Here is a 24021-nt window from a genome sequence, read left to right on the forward strand (position 1 = left end):
TCGAAGCTCGGCTCACCCGTCGTTGACGCGGCCAGGCAGTGGAGTCCGCTCGCCGTCAACCTAGGTTGGGTCGCTCGGTGGTTGTGACTCCAGATATAGTCCGTGGTTTCGGCGATCTCGCCAGCCAGGCAGGGCGAAGATGATCACCAAATTTTAGCGCGAAGACCCTGCCCTGAGTATGAATCGAGCACGAGCTGGGAATCACGGACCAGGAACTGGCCGTCGACCAGCAGATGAGTGACGCCCTTCGACGGGCGGGTGCTGTCGATATACGTCGCCTGATCACGCAGCGTTGCAGGGTCAATGACGACGACATCGGCATCATCCCCAATTCCGATTCGACCTTTTCTGCGCATCGCGGGAACCATCCCTTCGAGCACCTGAGCCGGAAGCAGGCTGCAGCGTCTAAAGGCTTCAATCCACGTCCACACCTCATGATCGATGACCATCATTCTCAACGACCGAGCATATGTGCCCGCCGTGCGCGGATGGGTCCGACCGCCGGGAGGCAACGGCCACTGACGGGTGTCCGTGGAACCATCGGGCCAAGTCACATGCATTGCATCGGAAGCGACGATGCTATCGGGAAACGCCAGTGACCTCGCCAGCAGGTCCCGATCCGCATCGTTATCCTCATCGAGGTACTCGACGATGCATGCGGCTCCTGGATCCGCGTCTCGCACATGACGGAGATGAGCTTCATCGCGGATGCGCTCTCCCGTGGTGACCAGAATGATACTGCTGGGAGTCAGCTCCCAGGCTGGCAGCCTCTCCGGAGCCAGAAAGGCCGCACCGATCCCGGTGCTGCCGGCCCCGTATGGATAGGCCTCTACGCTGAACTTCGCCCCGCCTTCCTGTGCACGGTCGATGGTGGACAGTACTCGATCGATGTGTCGGCGTGAGGTGCTGTTGACGTGGCAGTGGTGCACCTGACCGCCGAACTCCATTGCAGCCCTGGCAGCCTCCTCGGTACCGTCGAATGGAGTCGTCGGGTCCGATTCGGTGATCTCCCGCACGTGGGTGAACGTCGGTGTCCCGGCCCTGGCCGCCAGTTCGTTCACTGCGAGATACTCGCGTGGATCGGTGCGGGGAGCGTACCCCTGCAGAATCCCGATGCCCAGAGCCCCGGCTTCCAGTTCCGTCTCCAGGAGTCCCAGCCACTGAGTGAGTTGAGCGGGACTTGAGTCGGCTTGCCAATGAGGATCAGCGAGCATGGACAGGCCGCTGACCAGATCCGCGTCGAAGTGCAGATCGGACAGCACCGCAGCTCGCGCCATACCCCACGATGCGGAGAACCCATAGTGCAGCGGGCGCCCCTCCTCCGCGGCTTGAGTGTAGGCGCGTTCCACGGGGAGCAAACCGGCCTCGAGTTCGAGTGCAGTCGTCACACCGTCCATGGCCTGCAGGCGCTGCCCGGCAATGGAATTCACGTGGGAGTGGAGATCGATGAAGCCCGGGCCGATGATGAGACCGGTGGCATCGACGACCTCGGCATCAACATGACGCAGACCAGACCCCAGCTCGGCGATGCGACCGTCCTTGATGAGCACATCGGTGATCTCATCGACCTTGCTGGCGGGGTCGATGTACCGTCCGCCGGTGAAGATGATCGTCGGTTTCATACGCCGGCCTCCGTGGCTTGTTTTGCGGCTGGCTTCGCCGATGTTCCGTTTACTGGCATAGCGATTTCGGCACGTGGCAGGCAGCGGATGCCTACATAGGCGACCTCTCGGCCACCGACGTCGGCAAAGGCCAAGGGTGACCATGCACTGAGGCCATCGGGCCGACCCAGGACAAATGTGTCGGACTCGGAAGGATACAGATTCATCGTCTGCGGTGGGTTGTCATTACCTTCGCCGAGTGAGCTGCCGATTCGTGCCTGGTAGGTACCGTCTTCGGTTTTCATAACTGTGAGAGTGGTGCTGGCATCGGCATATTCGCCGAGGTGGACCTCGGGGATCGTGAATGTGTCCGGGATCGATCGGGGGTGGTGGGCCGGCGGAGCATCGATCCCTGCGAAGGTGCGGGCGAAGGCTCCGTAGACTTCGGGCGCGGCGTGCGGTGCGACTCCGCCGTTGCAGAAGACGACGAACACGAGACCGGCCTCCGGCAGGACCTGGAACCAGGCGTTGTTGCCGATGGTCGTACCGCCATGCCACTGGAGCTTCTGACCCTCCCACTCATCAAGCATCCACCCCAGCCCCCACTGAGGTGCGGTGCTGGCGGCTTGATCGATGAGAGTGTGCTGGGGCTCGGCCATAAGCGAAGCGGAGGCTTCGCTGAGGATCGGCACCCCAGTGCTCGTCTGTCCCGAGCGCAGGATTGCGGCACCGAAACTGAGCAGATCGTCTGCGCTGCAAGTGACAAGTCCGGCGGGACCCATGGATCTAGTGATCTGTGAGACCGGTGCAGGAGCCCAAGCTCGGGTGCCCGGCACCACGACATGTCCATGCTGATGTCGGTGGGAGATGATGTCTTCGGCCAGGGTGAACATATGCTCAATGCCCAACCGCTGACAGATCCTGATGTCCAAGGCTTGATCCCACGTGACCTCGTCGATGACCTCGATGATGCGGCCGGCGATGACAAAGCCGGAATTGCAGTAGGAGAATCCCTCGCCCGGGCTGAACAGGGACTTCGCCTCGGACAGTGTGGCGATGTATTTCTCCACGCAGTCGCCTCCGCGGCCAGTGTCGGTGAAGAGGTCGCCGTCGATGCCCGAGGTGTGCGTGAGCAGATGAGCAACGGTGAGTTCGGCGGGATCTAGGTCGGCCAATCTCAGGTCGGGGAGGACCTCAGAGACCGAGGTGGAGAGGGTCAGCTTCCCCTCGTCCACGAGCTGCATGATCATCGTCGACGTCAGCAGTTTGGTGATCGATCCGATCTGACACAGCGTGGACCGATCGGTCTCCACGCCCGTGCGCAGGTTCGAGACCCCGGCGGCTGCGACGAACCGCTGCTCCGTATCGCTGGTGGGATCGACGTGCAGAACGCCTGCCACGATCCCCGGCACCTGGTGCCTGCGAGCGACATCGGCGAGGATTCCCTCCCACCGGGTGGGATCGAAGATCTGTGGATCAAGTCGGGCTGTCATGTGGTGCTCCTTTGCATTGCCATCATATTGCTGTTGAGTCGAGCGTCGTCTCATTCGACCAAGGTGATGCCGTTGACGTTCGTCCAGCCCTGGCCCAGTGAGTTCTTCACGCCTTGGCCGAAGGTGATATCCGGTCGCACGGCAAAGGGAACATAATCCGCAGACTGGTACATCGAGGCCTCTGCCTTCTCCCAGCTGCCGCAGGCCTCTTTGCCACTGAGTTTCGATGCTTCCTTCACTTCTTTGTCGAATTGTGGGTTGGAGATGCTGGCGTAGTTGGATCCTTTGGGCGGTGCTTGGCCGGAGACGAAGGTCGCGAGCACATTGGGCACCGAGTAGTTCGAGGCCAACCAGATCACATCAAAATCCTCGGCGGCGCCGGGCGAATTGATCTTCTCGAGGAAGGCGCCTGCATCCGTACCGTGGTGCTTCACTCCGACGCCGATCTTCGACCATTGCTCGGCCATGAGTTCGGCTGTCGACGAGGTTTCGGGCCAACGCGTGTACCATCCGAAATCGAGAGTCAGAGGCTTCCCGTCCTTGCTGCGTTTGCCGTCTGACCCCTTCTTCCAGCCGGCCGCATCGAGTCGTGATTCAGCATCGGCGATATCGGACTTCGGCAGATTAGTGGTTGCCGCATCATAGGTGCAGATCGTCGGTTTGAGCACTGCCAGTCGTTCGGCGCGTTTGCCCTGGCCTGCCGTTTGGACCTGCATGAGCGCGTCGAGGTCGAGAGCCTCGGTGAGGGCGATGCGCACGTTCTCATCGGCTGTCGGCGCGCTCTTGGCTTGACTGTAGGCGAATCCGCCGGTGATGAGGTCGTCTTGGTAGAACGGTTGGAGGGTGGAGGCCACACGTTCCTCATCGGGACCCTGCACCGCGGCGATATTCAGTTCGCCGGACATGAGCTGGTTGGCGCGAGTACTCGGATTGTCGACGATGCTGATCTCGACTTCTTTGGGCACGCCGGGTGTCTTTCCTGTCGGAGAACCTTCGGGACCCCAGTTGTAATCATCTCGACGTTCAAAGGTGTAGTGATCTCCGGGAACCGCCTGCTTGAGCGAGTACATGCCGGTGCCGTTCGTGGCGGTCTCCACACTCTTCGGATCATCCAAGGCACTTTGACAGTAGATCGGTTGGATTCCCATCTGGGGCAGGAGGAAGGAATTGGGAGATTTCGTCGTGACGGTCACGGTCCGTGCGTCCTCGTCCTCTTTCACAGTCGCATCGGCTGGGACGACGAGGCCCTTGAAGCTGGATGAGTTCTTGGGATCGAGGATCCACCGGTAATTGTTCGCCACGGTCTCGGCTGTCAATTGTGACCCGTCCTCGCAAGTGATTCCCTCGCGAATGGTGAAGCTCAGCGATGTCGGAGTCTCTTCCCACTTCTCCGCCAGCCACCCCTGGGGCTCGCCATCATCGTCGAAGTAGACGGGGGATTCGTAGGCCCAGGGATAGACATAGCTGAGAGTCGCCGAGGTATTTACGTGTCGGAACAGATTGCCAGGATCCTCATTGACGGCAACCTTGAGGGTGCCGTCGATGACGGGGTCTCCTTCACCGTTTGAGGCTCCGCTTCCGCCACCTCCACCGCAGGCGGTGAGGGTGAGTGCGCAGAGTCCGGCAACGGCGGCGAGCAAGCGTTTCTTCATGATGTCCTCTTCATTGAGTGAGTTTTCGAACCGAGCGAAGATCAGTAACTGCAGCAGCAGCGAGGTCGGCGATGGCGTCGTCGTATCTGGGATTGATCGACAGGGACGAAGGGGTACGTAGGAAGACAGCCACGGCGTATCTGTCGCCTTCCGGGAACTCGACGACCCCGGACTCATTGCGGATGAAAGGCAGGGTTCCGGTCTTTCCGCTCACGGACACCTCGTCGCCGAATCCCCGTCGCAGACGATGTGGCCACACCTGCAGCCCCAGGATTCGCCTGGCCTCTGTGCAGGCGGCAGCGGGTATGCCCACCTCGTTCCACAGCGCGGCGAGCAGTGCCGTCGTCTCGGCTGGAGTTGAACGGTTCGTTCGATCCGGATCTAGGGTTCGAGTCTCCGACCAAGCCTCGCTGGAACCTTCTGCATCGTAGGCCACCGGAGGCTCCAGGGATGCCAGATCGGCAGCCGCTGTGTCAAAGAGATATTGGCAGTCTCCTTCGAGCACGGTGGAAGTCAGTCCAAGCTCTCGCATCCGTGCATTGATGGAGGTGCGGCCGAGGATGTTCATGACGACATCGGTGGCGCGATTGTCCGAGACGGTCATCATCGACAGGCAGAGGTCTCGGAAGGACACGGACACCGAATCGGTGAAGACCGCCAGTCCGGTCCCACCCTGCACAGGAAAATCGTCCGGATTCAGGCTGATCCGATAATCGCCCGGGATGCTGCCAGTGCTCATTCGGATGCAGGCTTCTACGAGCACCGGGAGCTTGAACACGCTGGCGGTGACTACGGGCTCTGCTTCTCTGGCTCCGACTCCGGAGCCTTCATGCGAGCCGTGGACCTGATCAAGGTCGCGGGCATGGACAAAAGAGGTGATGCCCAGCTCATCTTCGAGTCGTCCGATCACTGTGTCGAGGATCATATTCTCATCTTCCTCAAAGGCACCGGGGGTCGGCTTCGGAGTTCAGGACAAAGATGCGATACCTGTTTCGTCCAAGTCGACAGGGCCCTCGGCGGCTGGAGTAGGCGACGAGGCGGTTTTGTCGTTCCCGACAATCGCAGACACGAACCCTGCTCCGATCCGCCGATGTGCGCGGCCACGTACACACGAAATGCTGGGAGCACAGTTTCCTACGGTGAAAGGACACAGTATGAATCGTCTGGCTCCTCCACGGTCCGTCGTGCTCGAGGCCGAATTCATGGCAGATGCGCGATGTGCGGAGCTTGGCCTCGATATCCAGGAGGTCCGTGATCCTCAGGATCTGCGAACGGTCGTGGAAATCTTTTCCCGGATCTGGAAGACACCGGGAGCACCGATCATCGACCATTCGGCGCTTACCGCCATGTCGCATGCCGGCAACCCGGTGTTCCTGGCCCGCCTAGGTGCCGAGGCGGTCGGAGCCGCCGTGGGTTTCTGCGGTCCGGCCAGATCTCCGTTCCACTCCCACATCGTCGGCTTTCTCCCAGGCTCTGCAGGACGTGGGTTCGGGCATGCGATCAAGCTGCGGCAGCGAGCGTGGTGTCTGGAGAAAGGAATCGTGGAGATGACCTGGACCTATGACCCTTTGGTGTGTCGCAACGCCTACTTCAATATCGGACGCCTCGGAGCGATCCCGGTCGAATACCTCCAGAATTTCTACGGTCAGATGACAGACTCGATCAACGCCGGAGAACTCTCGGACCGAATGCTCATCCTCTGGGATCTCACCTGCGATCCCACCGCGCCGACGTTTGAGACTGACGCAGGCATCACCTCGGCGATCGAGGACAGGGGAGGGACACCGTCTCTCTACGTCCCGCCCACAGTCGGAGTCGACGCCGTGAGCATCGCCGTTCCGTGGGACATCGAGGCACTGCGGCAGGAGGACCCGGTCCGAGCACATGCGTGGCGCCTGGTCACCCGGGACGCCTTCACCGATCTGCTCGGCAACAACTGGCGAGTCGTCGGATTCTCCCGCCACAGTCCCCACCACGGTCAGTATGTGCTGCGCCGCCCGTGACCATCAACCGCTCACCAATATTGAGAGAGGACCCTAATGAAACTGAGAACTCTGCGTATCCACCACCTTGAGCTGCCCTTGGTCTCACCGTTCACCACCTCCTTTATGACCCAAACCCATAAACGTTGCTTCCTCATCGAAGCGCAGGTCGAGACCGAGGATGGACGCTCCGTCACAGGGTGGGGCGAGAACGTGGCCCTGGACCGGCCCTTCTATTCCGCAGAGCACCTTGACGGCGCCGCCGAGGTGGTCATGCGTTGGCTGGCACCGGTGCTCGCCGAGAGAGAAGACCTCAATCCAGAACGAGTGTCGAGCCTGTTGTCCCATGTCATCGGTCAGCCCATGGCGAAGGCCTCGATGGAGATGGCGATCCTCGACGCCGCTTTGAGATCACAGGATCGATCGCTCCACGACTATCTCGGAGCCGTGCGGACCACGGTTCCGTCCGGCGTCTCTGTCGGCATCCAGGAGTCCACCGTCGAAACCGTGCGGGTGATCGGCAGATACGTCGACGAAGGCTATGCACGGATCAAACTGAAGATTCAGCCGGGCGCCGATATCGCTCCGGTGGCGGCTGTGCGAAAGGAATTCGGCGATGATCTCCTTTTCCAGGTTGATGCGAATGCCGCATACACACTGGCCGATGCCACCACGTTGGCCAAACTCGATGATTACGGACTCCTCCTCATCGAGCAGCCTTTGGGTGAAGCCGATCTGAGGCAGCATTCCTTGCTGAGATCAACTCTTCGCACACCCATCTGCCTTGATGAATCCATTGACTCCCCGGAAGCTGCAGCGGATGCCATCGCTTTCGGTGCTGTCGATATCATCAACATCAAACCCGGCCGTGTAGGCGGATATCTCGCCGCCCGCAAGATCCACGATCTCGCCGTGGCCAACGGCATCGCAGTGTGGTGCGGAGGCATGCTGGAGACCGGACTGGGACGCGCCGCGAATGCTGCGCTCGCCGCCCTCGACGGGTTCACTCTGCCGGGTGATATCTCCGGCTCGGACCGCTTCTTCGCCGAAGACATCACAACCACTACGATCAGAATGCACGACGGCATCGTCGATGTGCCCCGCGGGCCGGGCATGGGCATAGAGGTCGATAGGGCGAAGGTCGAGAGATACCGGACGCGTCTGCAGGAGGTGCCTCTGCCATGAAGGCCCCCGACCTCGATACTCTCAACCGGATCACCGATCCGCAGGCCGCGCGAATCCTGCTCGGAGGCGATGGCGTGCTCATCGTCGCCGCACGGCACCCGGTGGAAGGGCCAAGCGTATCGGAACTGCGCGTCTTGCCCCTGACCAGCGTAGGACCTGCCCGGTCGTTGACATCCGGGCACAATGACACCGCGCCCGCACTGTCTCCGGATGGGACGATGGTCGCATTCCTCAGAGCGAACGCCGGCAGCTCCGATCTCTGCCTGGTCCCGGTAAGCGGCGGTGAGGTCACCATTCACACCACTGGACTGGCGGCGCTCGGCACCCCTGTGTTCTCTCCGGACGGGACCACGATAGCGCTGCCCTGCCTTGTCGACGAGGAACCAACGGAGCCTCGGGCTGCGCTGGTGGTTGATGGCGAACCTGCTCATAAGATCGATGGTCTGGGATGGATCGGAACGGCACGCAGCCGAATCCGGCTAATTCCAGTCGGCGGTGGAGACAGCACGGACATCCTCACCGATGGCAACAGCACTGACCCGAAGTGGTCACCGGATGGACGCATGCTGGCATTCGTGCGCACCCGCGCCACCGCCTCAGCGCGAGTGCCGGCGCAGGAGATCGGCCTCGTCGACACCGATGCTGTGACCAGAAGCCTGCGTTTCCCCTGGGCCGCGCACAGCCTGAGTGGGCCACTGGTGTGGACGCCCGAGAGCACCGCCGTGATCGCGATCGGTCAGATGGTTCCGGGTATCGAACTGCCCAGGCTGACCCGGCTTGATCTGGACACCTCAAGGATCACGATGCTCACCGATGACCTTGATCTCGGGGTGATGGGCGGTGGGTCCGGATACCCCGGGGGTGCTCCAGTCTTCGGTGAGGACGCTCGTCTCTATTTCTGCGTGCGTGAAAGGGGGCGCAGCATACTGGTGTCGATCGACCTCGACGCACCGCGGGGCGCTGGCGGGGGAGTGGAGGTTCTCCACCACCCAATTTCTGCGACCGCGGTTATCAGCGGCCTCGATGTGGTCGGCACCGTTGCCGTGATGCGAGTGTCTGATGCTGATCGACCTGGTGAGATCATGGCGCTCGACGTCGAATCGGGTGAGGTGCGCGAGCTGACGCATTTCTGGGACGAGGACATTCCCGACGCCGCTTTCATCCGGCCGAGGAGTTTGAGATTTTCCATCTCCGATGGCTTCGAGGTCCACGGATGGCTGTTGCGTGCCGAGTCGACGGAAGGGCCAGCGCCCACGCTGCTCGACATTCATGGCGGCCCGCACAATGCCTGGACCGGAGTCGCTGACATCGCACATATCTACCATCAGGTGCTGGCAGCGGAGGGGTGGAACATCCTCACTCTCAATCCACGGGCCTCCGATGGCTATGGTTCCCGGTTCCTGAAAGCTACCCGAGGCGCATGGGGCGAGGCCGATGAGAAGGACTTCCTCGAACCGCTCGACGCCTTGATCGAAGAGGGCCTGGTCGACTCGGATCGGGTTGCCGTCACCGGATACAGCTACGGCGGTTACATGACCTGTTGGCTGACATCGAAGCATCCTGAACGCTTCACTGCGGCCGTTCCTGGAGGGCTCATCTGCGATCTGGACATGTTCGCAGCCACCAGCGATATGGGGCCGCACCTGTGCGAGGTTGAGTTCGGTTCGCAGGCCTTCGACCATCTCTCGCCCATCCATCACGTGGACCGGGTCGCTATGCCCACACTCATTCTCCACGGTCAGGAGGATCAGCGCTGCCCCGTCGACCAAGCGGAGCTGTGGTATTCGAGGATCCGGGGGAATGGAGTTGAGACCAGGCTCGTCGTCTACCCGCAGAGCTCGCATGTGTTCATTCTCAACGGACCTGTGACGCACCGCCGAGACTACAACCAACGGGTCATCGAATGGGTGAGGACGCACACTCCTTCTGCCTGATCTGTCCGTTGCGGACGCTAGGTGCCCCTGGCCCTAATGTCCTGGGGCACCGGGCGCGCTGCTGTCTCCCGGCGCTGCTCAGGAGGAGGGGGGCGACTCCGCACATATACGGGGAGGACGCCGCTCGGAGTGGGGATGGCTCCACGCAGGCGGAGGGGAGGACGTCGCTCACAATGAGGGGACGGCGGCGATGAGTTCGCGCGTATATTCCTGCTTCGGAGACTCCATGATGTCGAGGGTTTCGCCCACTTCCACCAGTCGTCCCCCTCTCATCACCGCGACTCGTTCGCAGATTGCCCGAACGACCGCCAGGTTGTGGCTGATGAAAAGCAGTGAGAACCCGAGCTCCTGTTGCAGTTCTCGCAGCAGATTGAGTACCGTGCCCTGGACCGAGACATCGAGAGCCGAGGTGATCTCGTCAGCCAGGATGACTTCGGGTTTGGCTGCGATGGATCGGGCCACTGCCACCCGCTGCCGCTGACCACCCGAGAGTTCAGCCGGCATACTGGCGGCGCGATCGGCCGGTAGTGACACGGAGTTGAGAAGTTCGCTCACACGGGCGGCACGCGACCGTGTTGAGGGGCGAGGTTCGTTCTCTCTGCGATGAGCCGCGACGATTGCCTCGTCGAGGGATTCGCCAATCGTCCGGCGAGGATCGAAGCAGGATTGGGGATCCTGGAAGACCATCTGAATGCGTCTGCGTTCCTTCACCGCCGTTCCCGTGGCGTTTGAGATCACAGTGTCTCCGAGGCGGATGTGTCCTGCCGCTGGTTCAGTCAGACCGACAGCGGCTCTGGCCAGGGTTGATTTGCCAGAGCCTGATTCCCCGACGAGCCCGAGGATCTCCCCGGGAACTAGGCGCAGACTGACCGAATCGACGGCTGTGAATGTGTTTGCCCCGCGACCGTAGCTGATACTCACGGAATCGAAACTCAGTGCTCGGGTCATCGTGACTCCTCCTCGAAGATGGGTGCAGATGCCGCGGGGGTCCCCGACACTGAATTGGTTGTCGAGGAGGCCTCCGGGCCGGGGGCACATTCCGCATCGGACCGTTCCTGCTGATCCGCCTCGGCGAGGAAGTCCGTGCCATCGGGGATCGACGGCAGCGGCACATCACGGGGTGTCGACATGGTGGGAACCGTTGCCAGCAGAGCCCGGGTGTAGGGGTGCTCTGCGTGACCTGCACGCAGAGCTTCTGCGGAAATGTTCTCCACCAGATGGCCCCGGTACATCACGAGAACACGTGTACACAGCGACGTGACGACGGCGATGTCGTGGGAGACGAAGACGATCGATGTCCCCACATCTGCATTGATCTGACGCAGGAGGGCGAGAATCTCCGCTTGAACCGTGACGTCGAGAGCAGTGGTCGGCTCATCGGCAAGGATGAGGGAAGGAGAACCCATGAGTCCGGCAGCGATCATTGCGCGCTGACGCATTCCGCCGGAGAACTCGTGCGGATACTGCCCGTAACGACGGCGGGCGTCGGGGATGCGGACATCTTCCAGGCGCTCGATCGCGCGATCACGGGCCTGGGCGCGGCTCAGCCCCAAGTGCAGGAGACCAGTTTCGGCGACCTGACCACCGACATGGAGGGCAGGATTGAGTGACGCCATGGGGTCCTGGAAAACCATGGCCAGCTTCTCACCGAAATGGCGGTCCAAACGTGCGGGGTGTCCATCGGCCCTGATTGTGAGGTCCTCTCCGTCGAAGTGAGCGGAATCGGCACTCACATACAGTGGGGACTCGATGAGCCCTGCCAGCGACATGAGCGTCAGGCTCTTGCCGGAACCGGATTCGCCGACGATGCCAACGATCTCGCCCCGGCCGATGTCAAAGGACACACCTTTGACGAGGTCGTTCGGTTCTCCATGATGCCCAGATGCGCTGACTCGCAGATTGCGCACGGAGTACACCGCGTCCTCTGACAGAGAGAGGGTGGAGGAGGCGGGAGATTCGAGAACTGCCTCCCGGGCCTTCTGACGTCGGCGGAACTTGGCGATGACCGAACTGCGGGCTCCGGTGCCCAGCGCGGCGCCCAGCACCTCGCCGAGGAGCACGAAGGTGAGTCCCGCAAGAATGATTGCTATTCCCGGAACCAGAGCTGCCGCAGGGTTCACGAAGATCCGGCTCATGCCCTCGCTGAGCATCCGCCCCCAGTCGTAGTGAGGCACCTGTATGCCGAGGCCCAGAAACGACAGACCGGCGAACGAGACCAGTGCATTGCCCGAGGTGACCGCGGCATTGACTATGAGCGGGTCTCGGACATTGGGCAGGACATGACGCAGCACCGTCTTCCAGACCGGCACACCGAGAACATGGGCCGCGGAGATGAAATCACGGCCCCACACCGAGGCTCCAAGGTTGTGGGTGAGCCGACCATATGAGGGGACCATGGCAATGGCGATCGCCAGGGTAGCGGCGAGCCCGCTTTGACCAAGAATCACCGAAAAGGAGATGGCCAGCAGAAGCCCGGGGAAGGCCACACCGATATTGATGCCCGCGACAATCCACTGACCGAATCGGCCGCCCAGGATGAATGGCAGCAGTCCGACGACGATTCCGACGCTGACGCCGACTGCTGTGGCTGCCAGCGCCATCGTCACGGAAAGGCGGGCGGCGACGAGCGTGCGCAGGAGGATATCGCGGCCGCTGCCGTCGGTGCCGAACGGATGCTCCGGACTCGCTCCGGTGGCGATTTTGGAGGTGTCGGTGGCGGCGGCTGAGGTCCCCCAGATCACAGGTCCCAGGACGACGAGGAACAAGAGCGCCGCGCACGCCAGGAGGGCGAGCATTCCTAATGGTGTGCGCAGGGAAGCGATAAGTCTGCGGGAAGTAGTCATGCTGCATCCAATGTGGTTCGGGGATCAAGCAGAATCAGAGCGATATCGACGACTAGGTTGATGAGCAGAACGACGAGACCGTAGAAGATGACGATCGCCTGGATGAGCGGATAGTCCTTGCCCTGTATGGAATCGACGATGACTCCACCGAGCCCCGGCCAGGCGAAGATGCTTTCGACCAACACAGTCCCGGCGATCATTCCACCCAGGAGCAGACCGGAGATCGTCAGGGTCGAGGTCAGCAAATTGGGCAGCACATGTTTGCCGTACAGGCGGATCGATGACATTCGCTTCGAGCGCGCGGTGCGGATGTAGTCCTGTCGCAGAACTGTCAGGCTCTCAGCTCGAACGATCCTGGTCAGCGCCGCTGTAGGCCCGATCGCCAGTGCGATGACCGGCAGTACATAGGAAGCGGGACCGGTCCGCCCGGCCACAGGCAGAAGATCGAAGCTCACAGCGAAGAGATAGACGAGAATGATACCGGCCAGGAACTCTGGAATCACGGCGACGACCGCGGTGACGGAGGTGAATCCGATCTCGGTGCCGTGCCGTTTGCCGGAACGAGTGAGGGCACCGAACATGAGCCCGAGACACACTGCCACGACCAGCGCTATCGCCACGGCGATGAAGGCGAGCTCCAGTGTTGCCGGTGCCCTCCCGGTGATGACATCGATGACTGGAATGCGCAGGCTGATCGAGTCTCCGAGGTCCCCGGAGAAGAGACCTCTCCAGAACGCCAGGTATTGGATGATCAGAGGTTTGTTGAGGCCGAGCTCGACCCTTCTGGCCTCCACTGCTTCGGGGGGAGCGGCTTCCCCCGCCGAGGCTCGGGCCGGGTCACCGGGTATCAGTTGTACGAGCAGGAAAGAGATCGTGACCAGGACGAACAGGGATATGAGGATGTATCCGAATCTCCGCAGCAGGTACATCGTCATCGGATGCCCGACGAGAGCCGATGCCCGTGTGGGTGCGGCGTGGCCCGGTGGTGCTTGGCCGGGGGCTGTTTGCACGGTCAAGGGTGATTGTCCTGTCACTCCAACCTCCTCGTTGAGTTGGTGAGTACCTCCAGTCTCGAGTATTCCAATGTGATGACCGGCACCACTTCGTCGAATCCCCCAGCGATCCGATGGGCGACTTGTCCAAGTGACCAACGAGCGGCAGAGAGCCGGCGTCTGCCGCTAGGATGAATCGATGGTGCCTGATTTCCCCACACATGTGCGTCTCACCCAAACGTCGCCCGGATCCTCATCTCTGCGTTCCCCTCTGCCGCGGCTGTCCTCACAACTGACCCTCGAACGAATCCTCGATGACCTCGGTTCCACTCTGCTCAATCCGCTCACCACAATCGCTGAGCCTCATCAAGCGGTGACCGGCGTGGTTGCCTTCGACCCCCACGATGATCAGATCATTCCCGCCGGGTCGATCGTCTTGGGCATCGGTCTTGCTGATTCCGCCGATATCCGGCGATGTCTGGGAAGCATGGCGGCAGCGGGCGCGCGTGTACTCATCGTGCGAGGACCGGGGGAAGTGTTGGAGCCGCTCTCCCGGGCCGCTTATGGACACGGGATCTGCGTGTTCACCCTGGTGTCCGGAGCTTCGTGGACGCAGCTGAGCAATCTCATCAATTCTCTGCTCGTCGATCCGCGCGGGGTCGATGACACTGAAACTATTGATGGGCTCCCCGGCGGGGACCTCTTCGCAGTAGCGAATGCGATCGGCTCGCTGCTGGGTGCCCCGATTACCATCGAGGATCGCAATTCCCGGGTTCTCGCCTTCTCCTCGGGTCAGGACGCCGCGGATGGCCCACGTATCGAAACGATCCTCGACAGGCAGGTACCCGTCGAATACACGCGCAGGCTGCAGTCTGCCGGGTTCTTCACCAGGTTGTATTCCTCGACTGATCCGGTATCAATCAGACTCGATGTCGACGGGGTCGAGATCAAGAACCGTGTGGCGATCGCGGTCCGTGCCGGGGGAGAGATTCTCGGCTCAGTTTGGGCAGCCCTGCCCGATGAGATCGACGAGGAGCGGGCGCAGATACTGAAGGACATGGCCAAGATCGCAGCCTTGCACATGCTCAGGCTTCGAGCAGGTGACGGACTGGATCGCCGGCTGAGGGCCGACCTCCTCGCCACCGCGCTCGAGGGCGGGGACGGTGCCGGGTACGCGATCCGAAAGCTGGGCGTCGAATCGTCTCCGATCGCGGTCTTCGCGCTCGGAGTCGACCCGGACGAGAGTTCGCAATTGGACGAAGCCATCGAGACTCAGAGGATCGCCGACGCCATCAACGTCTACCTAGCCGCGGTGCGCCCGCAGGCAAGTGCGGCGCGCCTGGGCGGCACAATCTTCGGGATACTTCCGGTCAACGACGTAGACGCCGGGGAGGCTCAGACGCAGAGGTTGGTCAACGACCTAGTTGCCCGGGTGGGAACTCGTGTCAGGGTCTGCGGCGGGATCGGACCGATCGTCACGGATTCGCGGGACCTGCTCAGCGCGAGAGAGGGCGCGCGTCGAGCTCTGCGCGTCTGCCTTGACCGTGGAGACCGCAGTGTTTCGGTGGCTGTGCTTTCACGAGTCTATGTCGATTCGCTGTTGCTGGACCTGCGCGACCAGGTGTCACTGCGTCATGATCAATTGACCGGACCAGTGCACAGACTGCATGACTACGACTTGAGCAATCACACCGACTTCGTGCTGACTCTCGATACCTGGTTGGCCTGCATGGGCGATGTCAGCAAAGCAGCCGATCTTCTCCACGTCCATGCGAATACTCTGCGATATCGACTGCGGCGCCTGGCAGAGATCGCCGATTTGGATCTCGAGGATCCGGATGCGCGATTCGCCGCCCAGCTCCTGTTGCGGATAGATCCGCAACTGGCTTCGGGAGATGCGGAGACGCACGCAGGATCATGAAGGAGCTCAAAGCGGGAGGGACCTGATCTGTCTCGATTCACAGCAGACTTGGCTCTCCTCACCGGATCTGTGCTCAGTCCGCGTCGAAGTCGAAGGGGTCGGCGATCGGCTCACCCGTCGTTGACTCGGCCAGGCGGAGGAAACCGTTCGTGATGTGATCGCCGAGGTGGGTCGCCGCAGCATCCGGATCGATTCGTTTCACGGCATCGACGATGGCCTGGTGCTCACTGTGGACCTGATTGAGACGGTCCGAGCTGTCAAGAGTGAGGTCCCATGGGAAGGCTCGCCACCGGGTCGCGATGTCATCACGCAGGGCAGGCAGTCCGCACCGGTCGTAGAAGAAGAAGTGGAACTCCTCGTTGCGGGTATTGCGTCCCATTGCATCGCCCTCCTCGCTGGCGGAGTCCAGGGCCTCGAGGAGCTTCTCTGCCTGGCGCAGCTCGTGACGGGAGATCCTTGTCGTCGCGCGAGCGATAGCGAAGGTCTCGGTGAGCTTGCGGGTGATGAACAGAGACTTGAGCCGGTCGATGTCGACGCCGGCGACACGGACACCGCGGTGAGCCTCGGAGGACACAAGGCCTTCGGACTCGAGAATCCGCAGGGCTTCACGGACCGGGGTGATCGAGGCGCTGAACCATTCTGCCACTTGGTCCTGGCGCAGGCGTTCGCCGCGTTCGAGTTCGCGGCCGAGGATCTTCCTGCGCAGGCCGAGGACGATCATGTCACGCTTCGTTGAAGCCGACTCTTGATCCATCTGCCGTTTTCCTTCGTTCTGCTCGTCGCTCTCACTACACGTGCTTACGATCGTCACGTCTGACTTGATGAGTCTATCCCGATCAATAGATTCTATCGTTAATAATGCATTCTCAGTCAGAAGATGTATTATTTGAACGTCAACTCGTGAAAACTCGCTGTGGAGGCCCCTTGCACGCTGAACTTCCCTTATCCGGGATCACCGTCATCAGTTGCGAGCAGGCTGTGGCCGCTCCCTTCGCGTCTCGGCAACTCGCCGATCTCGGTGCTCGTGTGATCAAGATCGAACGACCCGGAACCGGGGACTTCGCTCGCGGCTACGACACCACGGTCAACGGAATGGCGAGCCACTTCGTGTGGCTCAACCGCAACAAGGAGAGCCTGAGCCTCGACCTCAAACACCCGGAGGGTAAGAAGATCCTCAACAACCTCGTCGCTGAGGCCGACGTGTTCATCCAGAACTTCGCCCCCGGCGCCGCCGAGCGACTGGGCTTCGGCGCCGAAGAGCTGCGCGGCATGAACGATCGACTCATCTACGCCTCGATCTCCGGATACGGACCAGACGGACCGTACAAAGATGCCAAGGCATACGATGCACTTGTGCAGGCCGAGGCAGGTTTGGTCTCTGTGACGGGGACTGAGGATCATCCCGCGAAGACGGGAATCTCAACGGCGGACATCTCCGCCGGAATGTACGCGTATTCCGGCATTCTCACCGCGCTGTTCAATCGTGAACGCACCGGCGAGGGCGCCACCTTGCAGATCAGCCTCTTCGACTCCCTCGTCGAATGGATGGGCTACCCCCTCTACTTCACCCACGGCAGCGGCACCCGCCCCACTCGGGCCGGAACCTCGCACGCTGCCATCGCCCCCTATGGCGCCTTCACCTGCGGCGACGGCACCCAGATCATGCTGGCGATCCAGAACGAACGCGAATGGAAGAGCTTCGCCACCCAGGTCCTTGGTCGAGAGGACATGGTCACCGACGAACGCTTCGACCGGGCAGCCCACCGCTACGCCCACCGCGGTGAGCTGCAAACCATCATCGAAGCAGTCTTCGCCGACTTCACCGGCGCGCAATGCGACGAGCTCCTCGAAACCGCCAAGGTCGCACACTCGCGGCAGCGGGACATGACCGAGATCGCAGATCACCCCCAGCTGGTCGAACGCGATCGCTGGCAGGACGTCGGTTCCCCGGTCGGGCCGATCCCGATGCTGCTGCCTCCGGTCGGTATGTCCGGGGTTGAACCTCGGATGGATCCGATTCCCGATGTCGGAGACCATACGGACACCATCCTCGGCGATCTGGGAATCAGTCCTGAGAAGGTTGCCGAACTCCATCGCGAAGGAGCAGTCTGATCACCATGGCCGAACAACCTGACACAACACCGGCCTTCGCGTATACGTCTCTGCTGCCCACCAGCGGTGCGGGGCCGGCCATGCGCCGCCTCGACATCGACGGTGTGAAGCAGATCCACGCCGAGGTGGCCGACCAGTCCAGATCCTTCCTGCAGGTCGCGCCGTCGACGCTGGCCGACCTCGCCGAGGTGGCCTTCAAAGAGGTCTCGCACTACCTGCGCACCGACCACCTGGCCAGCCTGCGCGCCATCATCGACGATCCGGAGGCCAGCGCCAACGACGTCTTCGTCGCCCTCGACTTGTTGCAGAACGCTTCGGTCTCGGCTGGGGAGATCCTGCCGATGTGCCAAGACACCGGCACCGCGATCGTCTCCGCCAAACGCGGACCCAATGTGCTCACCGACGGTGACGACGCGAAGCACCTCTCGGCCGGCATCCACAAGGCGTACGAAGAGCTCAACCTTCGTTACTCACAGTTGGCTCCGGTCAGCCTCTTCGAAGAGAAGAACACGGGCACCAACCTGCCCGCACAGATCGAAGTGGGCCTCAGCCCAGACGATGACTACGAGCTGCTGTTCATGGCCAAGGGTGGGGGAAGTGCGAACAAATCCTTCCTCTACCAGGAGACGAAGGCCGTGCTCAACGAGTCATCGATGCTTGACTTCCTGGCGGAGAAGATCTCGACCCTCGGCACAGCAGCCTGCCCGCCCTACCACCTGGCAGTGGTCATCGGCGGACCCTCGGCGGAGTTCACGCTCAAGACCGCGAAGCTTGCCAGCGCCCACTACCTCGATGACCTGCCGACGGCCGGTGACGCGACAGGCCACGGATTCCGCGACACGGACTTCGAAGACACCGTGTTCAAGCTGACGCAGACGCTCGGGTTCGGCGCCCAGTTTGGGGGTAAGTACTTCTGCCACGACGTGCGCGTCGTCAGGCTCCCCCGCCACAACGGATCGCTGCCGATCGCCATCGCCGTGAGCTGCTCGGCCGACCGGCAGATCATTGCCCGCATCAACGCCGAGGGTGTCTTCATCGAAGAGCTCGAGCACGATCCCGCCAGGTTCCTGCCGTCGATGGGCCGGGTCGAGGAGATCGAATCCGGCAATGTCACCGAGGTAGACCTCGACCGTCCCATGCCAGAACTCCAGTCACAGCTGAGCCAACTGGCCGTAGGAGACAGACTCTCACTGTCCGGCACCGTGATCGTGGCCCGAGACATCGTCCACGCGAACCTGCGGCAGCGGTTGGACGAGGGCGGGCGGCTGCCCGACTACTTCAAGGACCACCCCATCTACTACGCGGGACCGGCCAAGACTCCCGAAGGAATGCCTTCGGGATCGTTTGGACCGACCACCGCTTCACGGATGGACACCTATGTCCGTCAGTTCCAGGAAGCCGGCGGGTCGATGATCATGCTCGCCAAGGGCAACCGCTCGGCTCAGGTGAAGAACTCCTGCGCCGAATTCGGCGGATTCTACTTAGGCTCCATCGGCGGGCCCGCGGCCCGTCTGGCCCAGGACTGCATCACCGAGGTCGAAGTCCTCGACATGGAGGACCTCGGGATGGAAGCAGTGTGGCGGATCAAAGTTGAGGACTTCCCGGCCTTCATCATCACCGACGACAAGGGCAATGACTTCTTCGACAGCACTGGACCGGATACGACGATCGGACTCGGGCGGACGAGAACAGCCAAGGACGGCGCCCGGCTGGACTGAACCGGCCACGGACCACCACGAATACGGCCACGTCGGGCCACCTCGGCGAGGCAGACAATCACAACTCCAGCAGCAGAGGAAAAGGACTTCGAGATGGCAGTCAGCAGCGAAGAGCAGATGATGATCGATACGGTCGCCGAGTTCATCGACCACGACGTCAAACCCCACGTCAACCGGGTCGAGCACGCCGACGAATATCCGGAGAAGTGGATCCAGACCATGAAGGACATGGGCATCTACGGACTCGCGATCGACGAGCCCTGGGGCGACGGCAAGGTCTCGACCGAGGCATATGCGCTCATCACGCAGGAACTGGCCCGCGGGTGGATGTCCCTGGCCGGTGCCATGGGCGGGCACACCGTCGTGGCCAAGCTCATCGCCGAATACGGCACAAGCGAGCAGAAGGACAAGTACCTGCCGCGCATGGCCACCGGTGAACTGCGTGCGACCATGGCCCTGACCGAACCCGGCGGCGGCTCCGACCTGCAGGCCATGCGCACCTCGGCGGCCAAGGACGGCGAGGACTACGTCATCAACGGCTCGAAGACCTGGATCACCAATGCCCGCAAGTCCGATCTCATCGCACTGCTGTGCAAGACCGACCCGTCCGCCGAGCCCAGGCATAAGGGCATTTCGATCATCCTTGTCGAGAAAGGCGAGGGTTTCACGGTGTCGAAGAACCTCTCGAAGCTCGGTTACAAGGGTGTCGAGACCTGCGAACTCGTGTTCGAGAACCTGCGCCAGCCGCAGTCCCAGCTGCTCGGCGGGGCAGAGGGAGTCGGATTCAAGCAGATGATGAAGGGCCTGGAGATCGGCCGCATTCAGGTCGCCTCCCGCTCACTCGGCGTGGCCCAGGCTGCGCTGAACGACGCGGTGAAATACGCGCAGGAGCGCGAATCCATGGGCAAGCCGATTTGGCGTCACCAGGCCGTGGGCAACCAGCTGGCGAAGATGGCGACGAAGCTCGAGGCCGCCCGGCAGCTCGTCCTCCACGCGGCTCGCACCTACGACTCGGGTGAGCGCGTGGACATGGAGGCCGGCATGGCCAAATACTACGCCTCAGAGATGGCCGCCGAGGTGGCCCTTGATGCCATCCGAGTCCACGGCGGTTACGGATATTCCACCGAGTACGACGTCGAACGCTACTACCGTGACGCCCCGCTGATGATCGTCGGCGAGGGTACCAACGAAATCCAGCTGAACGTCATCGCCAAGCAGCTCATCGGCCGGAATAAGGCCTGAAATCGGACCAGCCTGAGGAAAACGAGGGAAACTCGCAATGACGCATAAACCCAGACCACGCCCGGATACCCCGCACTTCATGACCGAGGACAGACTCGAGATCCAGGCGCTCGCCCGCGAGTTCGCCCACGACGTCGTCCTCCCGCTGGCCAACGAACTCGACCCCATCGAAGGACAGTTCCCCGATTGGTTCATCAAACAGATGGCCGACATGGGGTTCTTCGGCATTTTGATTCCCGAAGAATACGGGGGCCTCGGATTGGGTGTCTTCGAGTACTGCCTCGTCGCCGAGGAACTCTCCAGAGCCTGGATGAGCGTGGGTGGACTTCTGGCGCGGGGCAACGGGATGGGCGGTGGCTTCTCACCCGAACAGGAAGCCCGGCTGCTGCCGAAGGTCGCCACAGGTGAGTATTTGGGTGCCTTCGCCCTGTCCGAGGCAGAAGCCGGATCCGATGTCGCCAACATCCGCTGCAAAGCCGAACGGGCTGCTGATGGTGGGTGGGTCATCAACGGAACGAAGATGTGGTGCACGTTCGCTGACCAGGCCGATTACATCATTCTCTTCGCTCGCACCTCCACCGACGAGGCCAAGCGCCACCGTGGAATCTCAGCATTCCTCGTTGAGAAGAACCGCGGTGAGTTCCCCGAGGGTATGTCGGGGACTGCTGTGAAGAAGATCGGGTACTTCGGATGGAAGACCTGGGATCTGGCCTTCGACGACTTCCACCTGCCCGCCGAAGCACTGCTTGGCGAGGAAGATCGTGGCTTCTACCAAGCGGTCTCGGGACTTGAAGTCGGTCGTGCTCACACAGCGGCCCGCTCGATCGGGTTGGCGCAGGCGGCGTTGGAGGACTCGATCGCGTACTTGAAGCAGCGGGTCCAGTTCGGGCATCCTCTGGCTGATTTCCAGCATCTGCGGTTCAAGGTCGCCGACATGGCCGCCCAGATCGAAGCATCGCGGGCTCTGATGTATCACGTGTGTACACAGATCGATTCTGGTGCACGCTGTGACAAGGAGGCGGCGATGGTGAAGTATCTGGCTGCGGAGATGGCGGAGAAGGTCACTTCTGAGGCCGTGCAGATCCATGGTGGTGCCGGGTACACGAAGGACTTCGCCGTCGAACGTCACTGGCGTGATGCCCGGTTGACGAAGATCTTCGAGGGCTCGTCTGAGATCCAGATGCGCATCATCTCCGATGAACTGTTAGGACGTTGACATGACTGAGATCAACCTGCAGGACTGGGTCGGCCGATCCAGCACCGAAGAAGACATTGCCTCTCCGATCAGCGCTGCCCGCTTGGCCACGTTGCTCGAACAGGACTTATCGTCGTCGGCCGAGCCAGCGACGCTGTTCCCAGTGGGGCACTGGTTGCACTTCGCCGAAGACGACGTTCCGATGAGCGAGCTGGGAACAGACGGTCACGTGAAGCTCGGCGGATTCATGCCGCCGGTCGGACTGCCTCGGCGCATGTGGGCCGGCAGCAAGCTGCAGTTCCATTCACCGATTCTCGCCGGGCAGAAGCTGTCGCGGACGACGACTATCGAATCGATTACGGAGAAGACCGGCGGCAGCGGATCCCTCTGCTTCGTTGTGCTGCGCCACGAGGTCTCCGCCGATGGAAACCTCGCGACAACGGATCGGCACACGATCGTCTACCGGGAAGCCACCTCGGCGCCAGAAGGATCCGCGGCGGCACCAGCGCGTGCGGATTCCCCGGCACCCGAAGGGTGGGACTGGGTGCGCTCGGTGCGACCCAACGAGGTTACGCTCTTCCGCTACTCAGCTCTGACGTTCAACTCCCATCGCATCCACTACGACCACCCGTATGTGACGGGCGTCGAAGGGTATCCGGGACTCGTCACCCACGGCCCGCTGACCGCAACACTCCTGCTCGACGCATTCATGAAGAACCATCCAGAGGCGAGCGTCGCCACTTACGACTTCCGCGCGAAGTCACCCCTGTTCGCGAACGAGCAGATTCACCTCGTCGGTCGCAGCACCGGAGCGAACACTCATGAACTCGAAGCCATCGGACCCGATGGTCAGACCGCGATCGCGGCAACAGTGACGACCAGGGAAAGCTGAGGAGCACCCATGCCTGAGACACGACCGGCACCACTGACCGGATTGAAAGTCGTCGAGATCTCTGCCTTCGTCGCAGCACCCCTGGGTGCTATGACCCTGGCACAACTGGGTGCCGACGTTATCCGCATCGACCCGATCGGCGGCAACATCGACGCCAACCGCTGGCCGATCAGCGATGACGGGACGTCGATCTATTGGGCGAGCCTGAACAAGGGCAAGCGCTCGGTCACCCTGGATCTCAAGTCCGAAGAGGGACAGAAGATCGCGACCGACCTCATCGCCGAGGCAGGCACCCTGGTGACGAACCTGCCCGCCCGCGGATGGCTGAGCTACGACAATCTCGTCCAGCACCGTGAGGATCTGGTCATGCTGCGTCTCAATGGGTCCCATGATGGGAAGCCGGCCGTGGACTACACGATCAATGCGGCCAGCGGGTTCCCGATCATCACCGGCGATGACGAGCGTCCGGTCAACAATGCCATCCCGGCGTGGGACGTCATCGCCGGCCTGTACATTGCCAATGGCATTACTGCCGCTGAGCTCGATCGTCGGACCTCGGGCAAGGGGCAGGAGATCAACCTCGCTCTGTCCGATGCGATGCTCGCAACCGTCGGCAACCTCGGCTACATCGCCGAGGTGCAGTCGACCGGTAAGACTCGTGGACCGCTGGGCAATGGCCTCTATGGTGCCTACGGGCAGTCGTTCAAGACCTCGGACGAACGCGAGATCATGGTTGCCGTCATCTCGAACAAGCACTGGCGCGGACTGGGCAAGGCGACTGGGCTGAGCGAGAAGCTCGAGATGATCGGGCCCATGCTCGACGTTGATCTCACGACCGAAGGCGGTCGGTTTGAGGCTCGCGAAGCCATCGACGCTGTGGTGCGTCCGTGGTTCGCTGCGCACACTGTCGCCGAGGCTGCAGAGGCGTTGAGTGGTGCGGGTGTCCTGCAGGGGGAGTTCCAGACATTTGAGGAGCTCGTGAACAACGATCCATGGTGTTCGTTGGAAAATCCGCTGTTCAGCGAGATCGAGCAGCCAGGAGTCGGCCGTGTGATGGCTCCGAAAATCCCGCTGCACTTCGCCGGGACGCCTGCCGCCCAGGCTCTTCCGGCCCCCCAACTAAGTGGGGATACAGCGGAGGTGCTTACAAACGTGCTCGGTCTGAGCGTCGATGAGGTGACAGGACTGAAGCCGAGCGGAGTCATCGAGTGAGCCCAGCCGTCAACGGCTGAGAAAACTGCAGACATCAGCGGTGCCGG

General features: G+C 61.9%; 18 protein-coding genes. 10 read left to right on the plus strand and 8 right to left on the minus strand.

Annotated features, from left to right (window positions below):
• Nucleotides 1-143: 143 nt before the first annotated feature.
• Genes ACE03M_RS17405 through ACE03M_RS17420 form a run of 4 tightly spaced genes read right to left on the minus strand, consistent with a single transcriptional unit; the run spans nucleotide 144 to nucleotide 5671 of the window.
• Entirely contained in the window at nucleotides 144-1622 is a 1479-nt protein-coding gene (locus ACE03M_RS17405; RefSeq protein ID WP_485935298.1) for an amidohydrolase family protein, read from the minus strand.
• The gene (locus ACE03M_RS17410; protein WP_485935299.1) at nucleotides 1619-3094 is read right to left on the minus strand and encodes a serine hydrolase domain-containing protein; all 1476 of its coding nucleotides are present in this window, start codon (nucleotides 3092-3094) and stop codon (nucleotides 1619-1621) included. Before ACE03M_RS17410 ends, ACE03M_RS17405 begins: the two co-directional genes overlap by 4 nt.
• Before the next feature lie 50 nt (nucleotides 3095-3144).
• On the minus strand, nucleotides 3145-4746 hold the full coding sequence (locus ACE03M_RS17415; protein WP_485935300.1) for an ABC transporter substrate-binding protein: 1602 nt from the start codon (nucleotides 4744-4746) through the stop codon (nucleotides 3145-3147).
• A 10-nt stretch (nucleotides 4747-4756) separates the two neighbouring features.
• The gene (locus ACE03M_RS17420; RefSeq protein WP_485935301.1) at nucleotides 4757-5671 is read right to left on the minus strand and encodes a serine hydrolase; all 915 of its coding nucleotides are present in this window, start codon (nucleotides 5669-5671) and stop codon (nucleotides 4757-4759) included.
• A 229-nt stretch (nucleotides 5672-5900) separates the two neighbouring features.
• Here ACE03M_RS17420 and ACE03M_RS17425 point away from each other — a divergent pair, with 229 nt between their 5' ends.
• The 3 genes from ACE03M_RS17425 to ACE03M_RS17435 are packed head-to-tail and all read left to right on the plus strand — an operon-like array spanning nucleotide 5901 to nucleotide 9847.
• Nucleotides 5901-6749 (plus strand): GNAT family N-acetyltransferase, encoded by an 849-nt coding sequence (locus tag ACE03M_RS17425; RefSeq protein ID WP_101584098.1) that lies wholly within the window; start codon nucleotides 5901-5903, stop codon nucleotides 6747-6749.
• A 36-nt stretch (nucleotides 6750-6785) separates the two neighbouring features.
• Nucleotides 6786-7913: an o-succinylbenzoate synthase gene (gene menC / locus ACE03M_RS17430; protein ID WP_485935302.1), complete on the plus strand. Its 1128-nt coding sequence runs from the start codon at nucleotides 6786-6788 to the stop codon at nucleotides 7911-7913.
• Nucleotides 7910-9847: a S9 family peptidase gene (locus ACE03M_RS17435; RefSeq protein ID WP_485935303.1), complete on the plus strand. Its 1938-nt coding sequence runs from the start codon at nucleotides 7910-7912 to the stop codon at nucleotides 9845-9847. The genes menC and ACE03M_RS17435 overlap by 4 nt, the downstream gene beginning before the upstream one ends.
• 168 nt (nucleotides 9848-10015) lie before the next feature.
• Here the strand turns inward: ACE03M_RS17435 and ACE03M_RS17440 are convergent, their stop codons facing one another.
• Genes ACE03M_RS17440 through ACE03M_RS17450 form a run of 3 tightly spaced genes read right to left on the minus strand, consistent with a single transcriptional unit; the run spans nucleotide 10016 to nucleotide 13700 of the window.
• Entirely contained in the window at nucleotides 10016-10795 is a 780-nt protein-coding gene (locus ACE03M_RS17440; RefSeq protein WP_485935304.1) for an ABC transporter ATP-binding protein, read from the minus strand.
• Nucleotides 10792-12690 carry a dipeptide/oligopeptide/nickel ABC transporter permease/ATP-binding protein gene (locus ACE03M_RS17445; RefSeq protein ID WP_485935305.1) on the minus strand — a complete coding sequence of 633 codons (1899 nt, stop codon included), beginning with the start codon at nucleotides 12688-12690 and terminating at the stop codon, nucleotides 10792-10794. Before ACE03M_RS17445 ends, ACE03M_RS17440 begins: the two co-directional genes overlap by 4 nt.
• The gene (locus ACE03M_RS17450; RefSeq protein ID WP_485935353.1) at nucleotides 12687-13700 is read right to left on the minus strand and encodes an ABC transporter permease; all 1014 of its coding nucleotides are present in this window, start codon (nucleotides 13698-13700) and stop codon (nucleotides 12687-12689) included. The genes ACE03M_RS17445 and ACE03M_RS17450 overlap by 4 nt, the downstream gene beginning before the upstream one ends.
• A gap of 181 nt (nucleotides 13701-13881) precedes the next feature.
• Between ACE03M_RS17450 and ACE03M_RS17455 the strand changes: the two genes are divergently transcribed.
• Nucleotides 13882-15603: a PucR family transcriptional regulator gene (locus ACE03M_RS17455; protein WP_485935306.1), complete on the plus strand. Its 1722-nt coding sequence runs from the start codon at nucleotides 13882-13884 to the stop codon at nucleotides 15601-15603.
• 73 nt (nucleotides 15604-15676) lie between these two features.
• On the opposite strand, the gene ACE03M_RS17460 is transcribed toward ACE03M_RS17455, so the two are convergent.
• Nucleotides 15677-16357: a GntR family transcriptional regulator gene (locus tag ACE03M_RS17460; RefSeq protein ID WP_186293208.1), complete on the minus strand. Its 681-nt coding sequence runs from the start codon at nucleotides 16355-16357 to the stop codon at nucleotides 15677-15679.
• A gap of 170 nt (nucleotides 16358-16527) precedes the next feature.
• On the opposite strand from ACE03M_RS17460, the gene ACE03M_RS17465 reads away from it, so the two are divergent.
• The 6 genes from ACE03M_RS17465 to ACE03M_RS17490 all read left to right on the plus strand — a co-directional run bounded on the left by ACE03M_RS17465 (nucleotide 16528) and on the right by ACE03M_RS17490 (nucleotide 23974).
• Nucleotides 16528-17715, plus strand: a complete 1188-nt coding sequence (locus ACE03M_RS17465; RefSeq protein WP_485935307.1) for a CaiB/BaiF CoA transferase family protein — start codon at nucleotides 16528-16530, stop codon at nucleotides 17713-17715.
• A 5-nt stretch (nucleotides 17716-17720) separates the two neighbouring features.
• A complete protein-coding gene (locus ACE03M_RS17470; protein WP_485935308.1) occupies nucleotides 17721-19433 on the plus strand; it encodes a FumA C-terminus/TtdB family hydratase beta subunit in 1713 nt (570 codons plus the stop codon).
• 93 nt (nucleotides 19434-19526) lie between these two features.
• Complete coding sequence (locus ACE03M_RS17475; protein WP_485935309.1) at nucleotides 19527-20675, plus strand: acyl-CoA dehydrogenase family protein; 1149 nt, start codon at nucleotides 19527-19529, stop codon at nucleotides 20673-20675.
• A gap of 37 nt (nucleotides 20676-20712) precedes the next feature.
• On the plus strand, nucleotides 20713-21891 hold the full coding sequence (locus ACE03M_RS17480; RefSeq protein WP_485935310.1) for an acyl-CoA dehydrogenase family protein: 1179 nt from the start codon (nucleotides 20713-20715) through the stop codon (nucleotides 21889-21891).
• 1 nt (nucleotide 21892) lies between these two features.
• Nucleotides 21893-22762 (plus strand): HTD2 family dehydratase, encoded by an 870-nt coding sequence (locus tag ACE03M_RS17485; protein ID WP_485935311.1) that lies wholly within the window; start codon nucleotides 21893-21895, stop codon nucleotides 22760-22762.
• A 9-nt stretch (nucleotides 22763-22771) separates the two neighbouring features.
• Nucleotides 22772-23974, plus strand: a complete 1203-nt coding sequence (locus ACE03M_RS17490; protein WP_485935312.1) for a CoA transferase — start codon at nucleotides 22772-22774, stop codon at nucleotides 23972-23974.
• Nucleotides 23975-24021 lie beyond the last annotated feature (47 nt).

The organism is Brevibacterium sp. AGC70, assembly GCF_057334195.1.

Excerpts from the sequence above, each read along its gene's own strand:
- ACE03M_RS17405 (WP_485935298.1), bottom strand. The coding sequence starts at position 1,622 with ATGAAACCGACGATCATCTTCACCGGCGGACGGTACATCGACCCCGCC.
- ACE03M_RS17410 (WP_485935299.1), bottom strand. The coding sequence starts at position 3,094 with ATGACAGCCCGACTTGATCCACAGATCTTCGATCCCACCCGGTGGGAG.
- ACE03M_RS17415 (WP_485935300.1), bottom strand. The coding sequence starts at position 4,746 with ATGAAGAAACGCTTGCTCGCCGCCGTTGCCGGACTCTGCGCACTCACC.
- ACE03M_RS17420 (WP_485935301.1), bottom strand. The coding sequence starts at position 5,671 with ATGATCCTCGACACAGTGATCGGACGACTCGAAGATGAGCTGGGCATC.
- ACE03M_RS17425 (WP_101584098.1), top strand. The coding sequence starts at position 5,901 with ATGAATCGTCTGGCTCCTCCACGGTCCGTCGTGCTCGAGGCCGAATTC.
- menC (WP_485935302.1), top strand. The coding sequence starts at position 6,786 with ATGAAACTGAGAACTCTGCGTATCCACCACCTTGAGCTGCCCTTGGTC.
- ACE03M_RS17435 (WP_485935303.1), top strand. The coding sequence starts at position 7,910 with ATGAAGGCCCCCGACCTCGATACTCTCAACCGGATCACCGATCCGCAG.
- ACE03M_RS17440 (WP_485935304.1), bottom strand. The coding sequence starts at position 10,795 with ATGACCCGAGCACTGAGTTTCGATTCCGTGAGTATCAGCTACGGTCGC.
- ACE03M_RS17445 (WP_485935305.1), bottom strand. The coding sequence starts at position 12,690 with ATGACTACTTCCCGCAGACTTATCGCTTCCCTGCGCACACCATTAGGA.
- ACE03M_RS17455 (WP_485935306.1), top strand. The coding sequence starts at position 13,882 with ATGGTGCCTGATTTCCCCACACATGTGCGTCTCACCCAAACGTCGCCC.
- ACE03M_RS17460 (WP_186293208.1), bottom strand. The coding sequence starts at position 16,357 with ATGGATCAAGAGTCGGCTTCAACGAAGCGTGACATGATCGTCCTCGGC.
- ACE03M_RS17470 (WP_485935308.1), top strand. The coding sequence starts at position 17,721 with ATGGCCGAACAACCTGACACAACACCGGCCTTCGCGTATACGTCTCTG.
- ACE03M_RS17475 (WP_485935309.1), top strand. The coding sequence starts at position 19,527 with ATGGCAGTCAGCAGCGAAGAGCAGATGATGATCGATACGGTCGCCGAG.
- ACE03M_RS17480 (WP_485935310.1), top strand. The coding sequence starts at position 20,713 with ATGACGCATAAACCCAGACCACGCCCGGATACCCCGCACTTCATGACC.
- ACE03M_RS17485 (WP_485935311.1), top strand. The coding sequence starts at position 21,893 with ATGACTGAGATCAACCTGCAGGACTGGGTCGGCCGATCCAGCACCGAA.
- ACE03M_RS17490 (WP_485935312.1), top strand. The coding sequence starts at position 22,772 with ATGCCTGAGACACGACCGGCACCACTGACCGGATTGAAAGTCGTCGAG.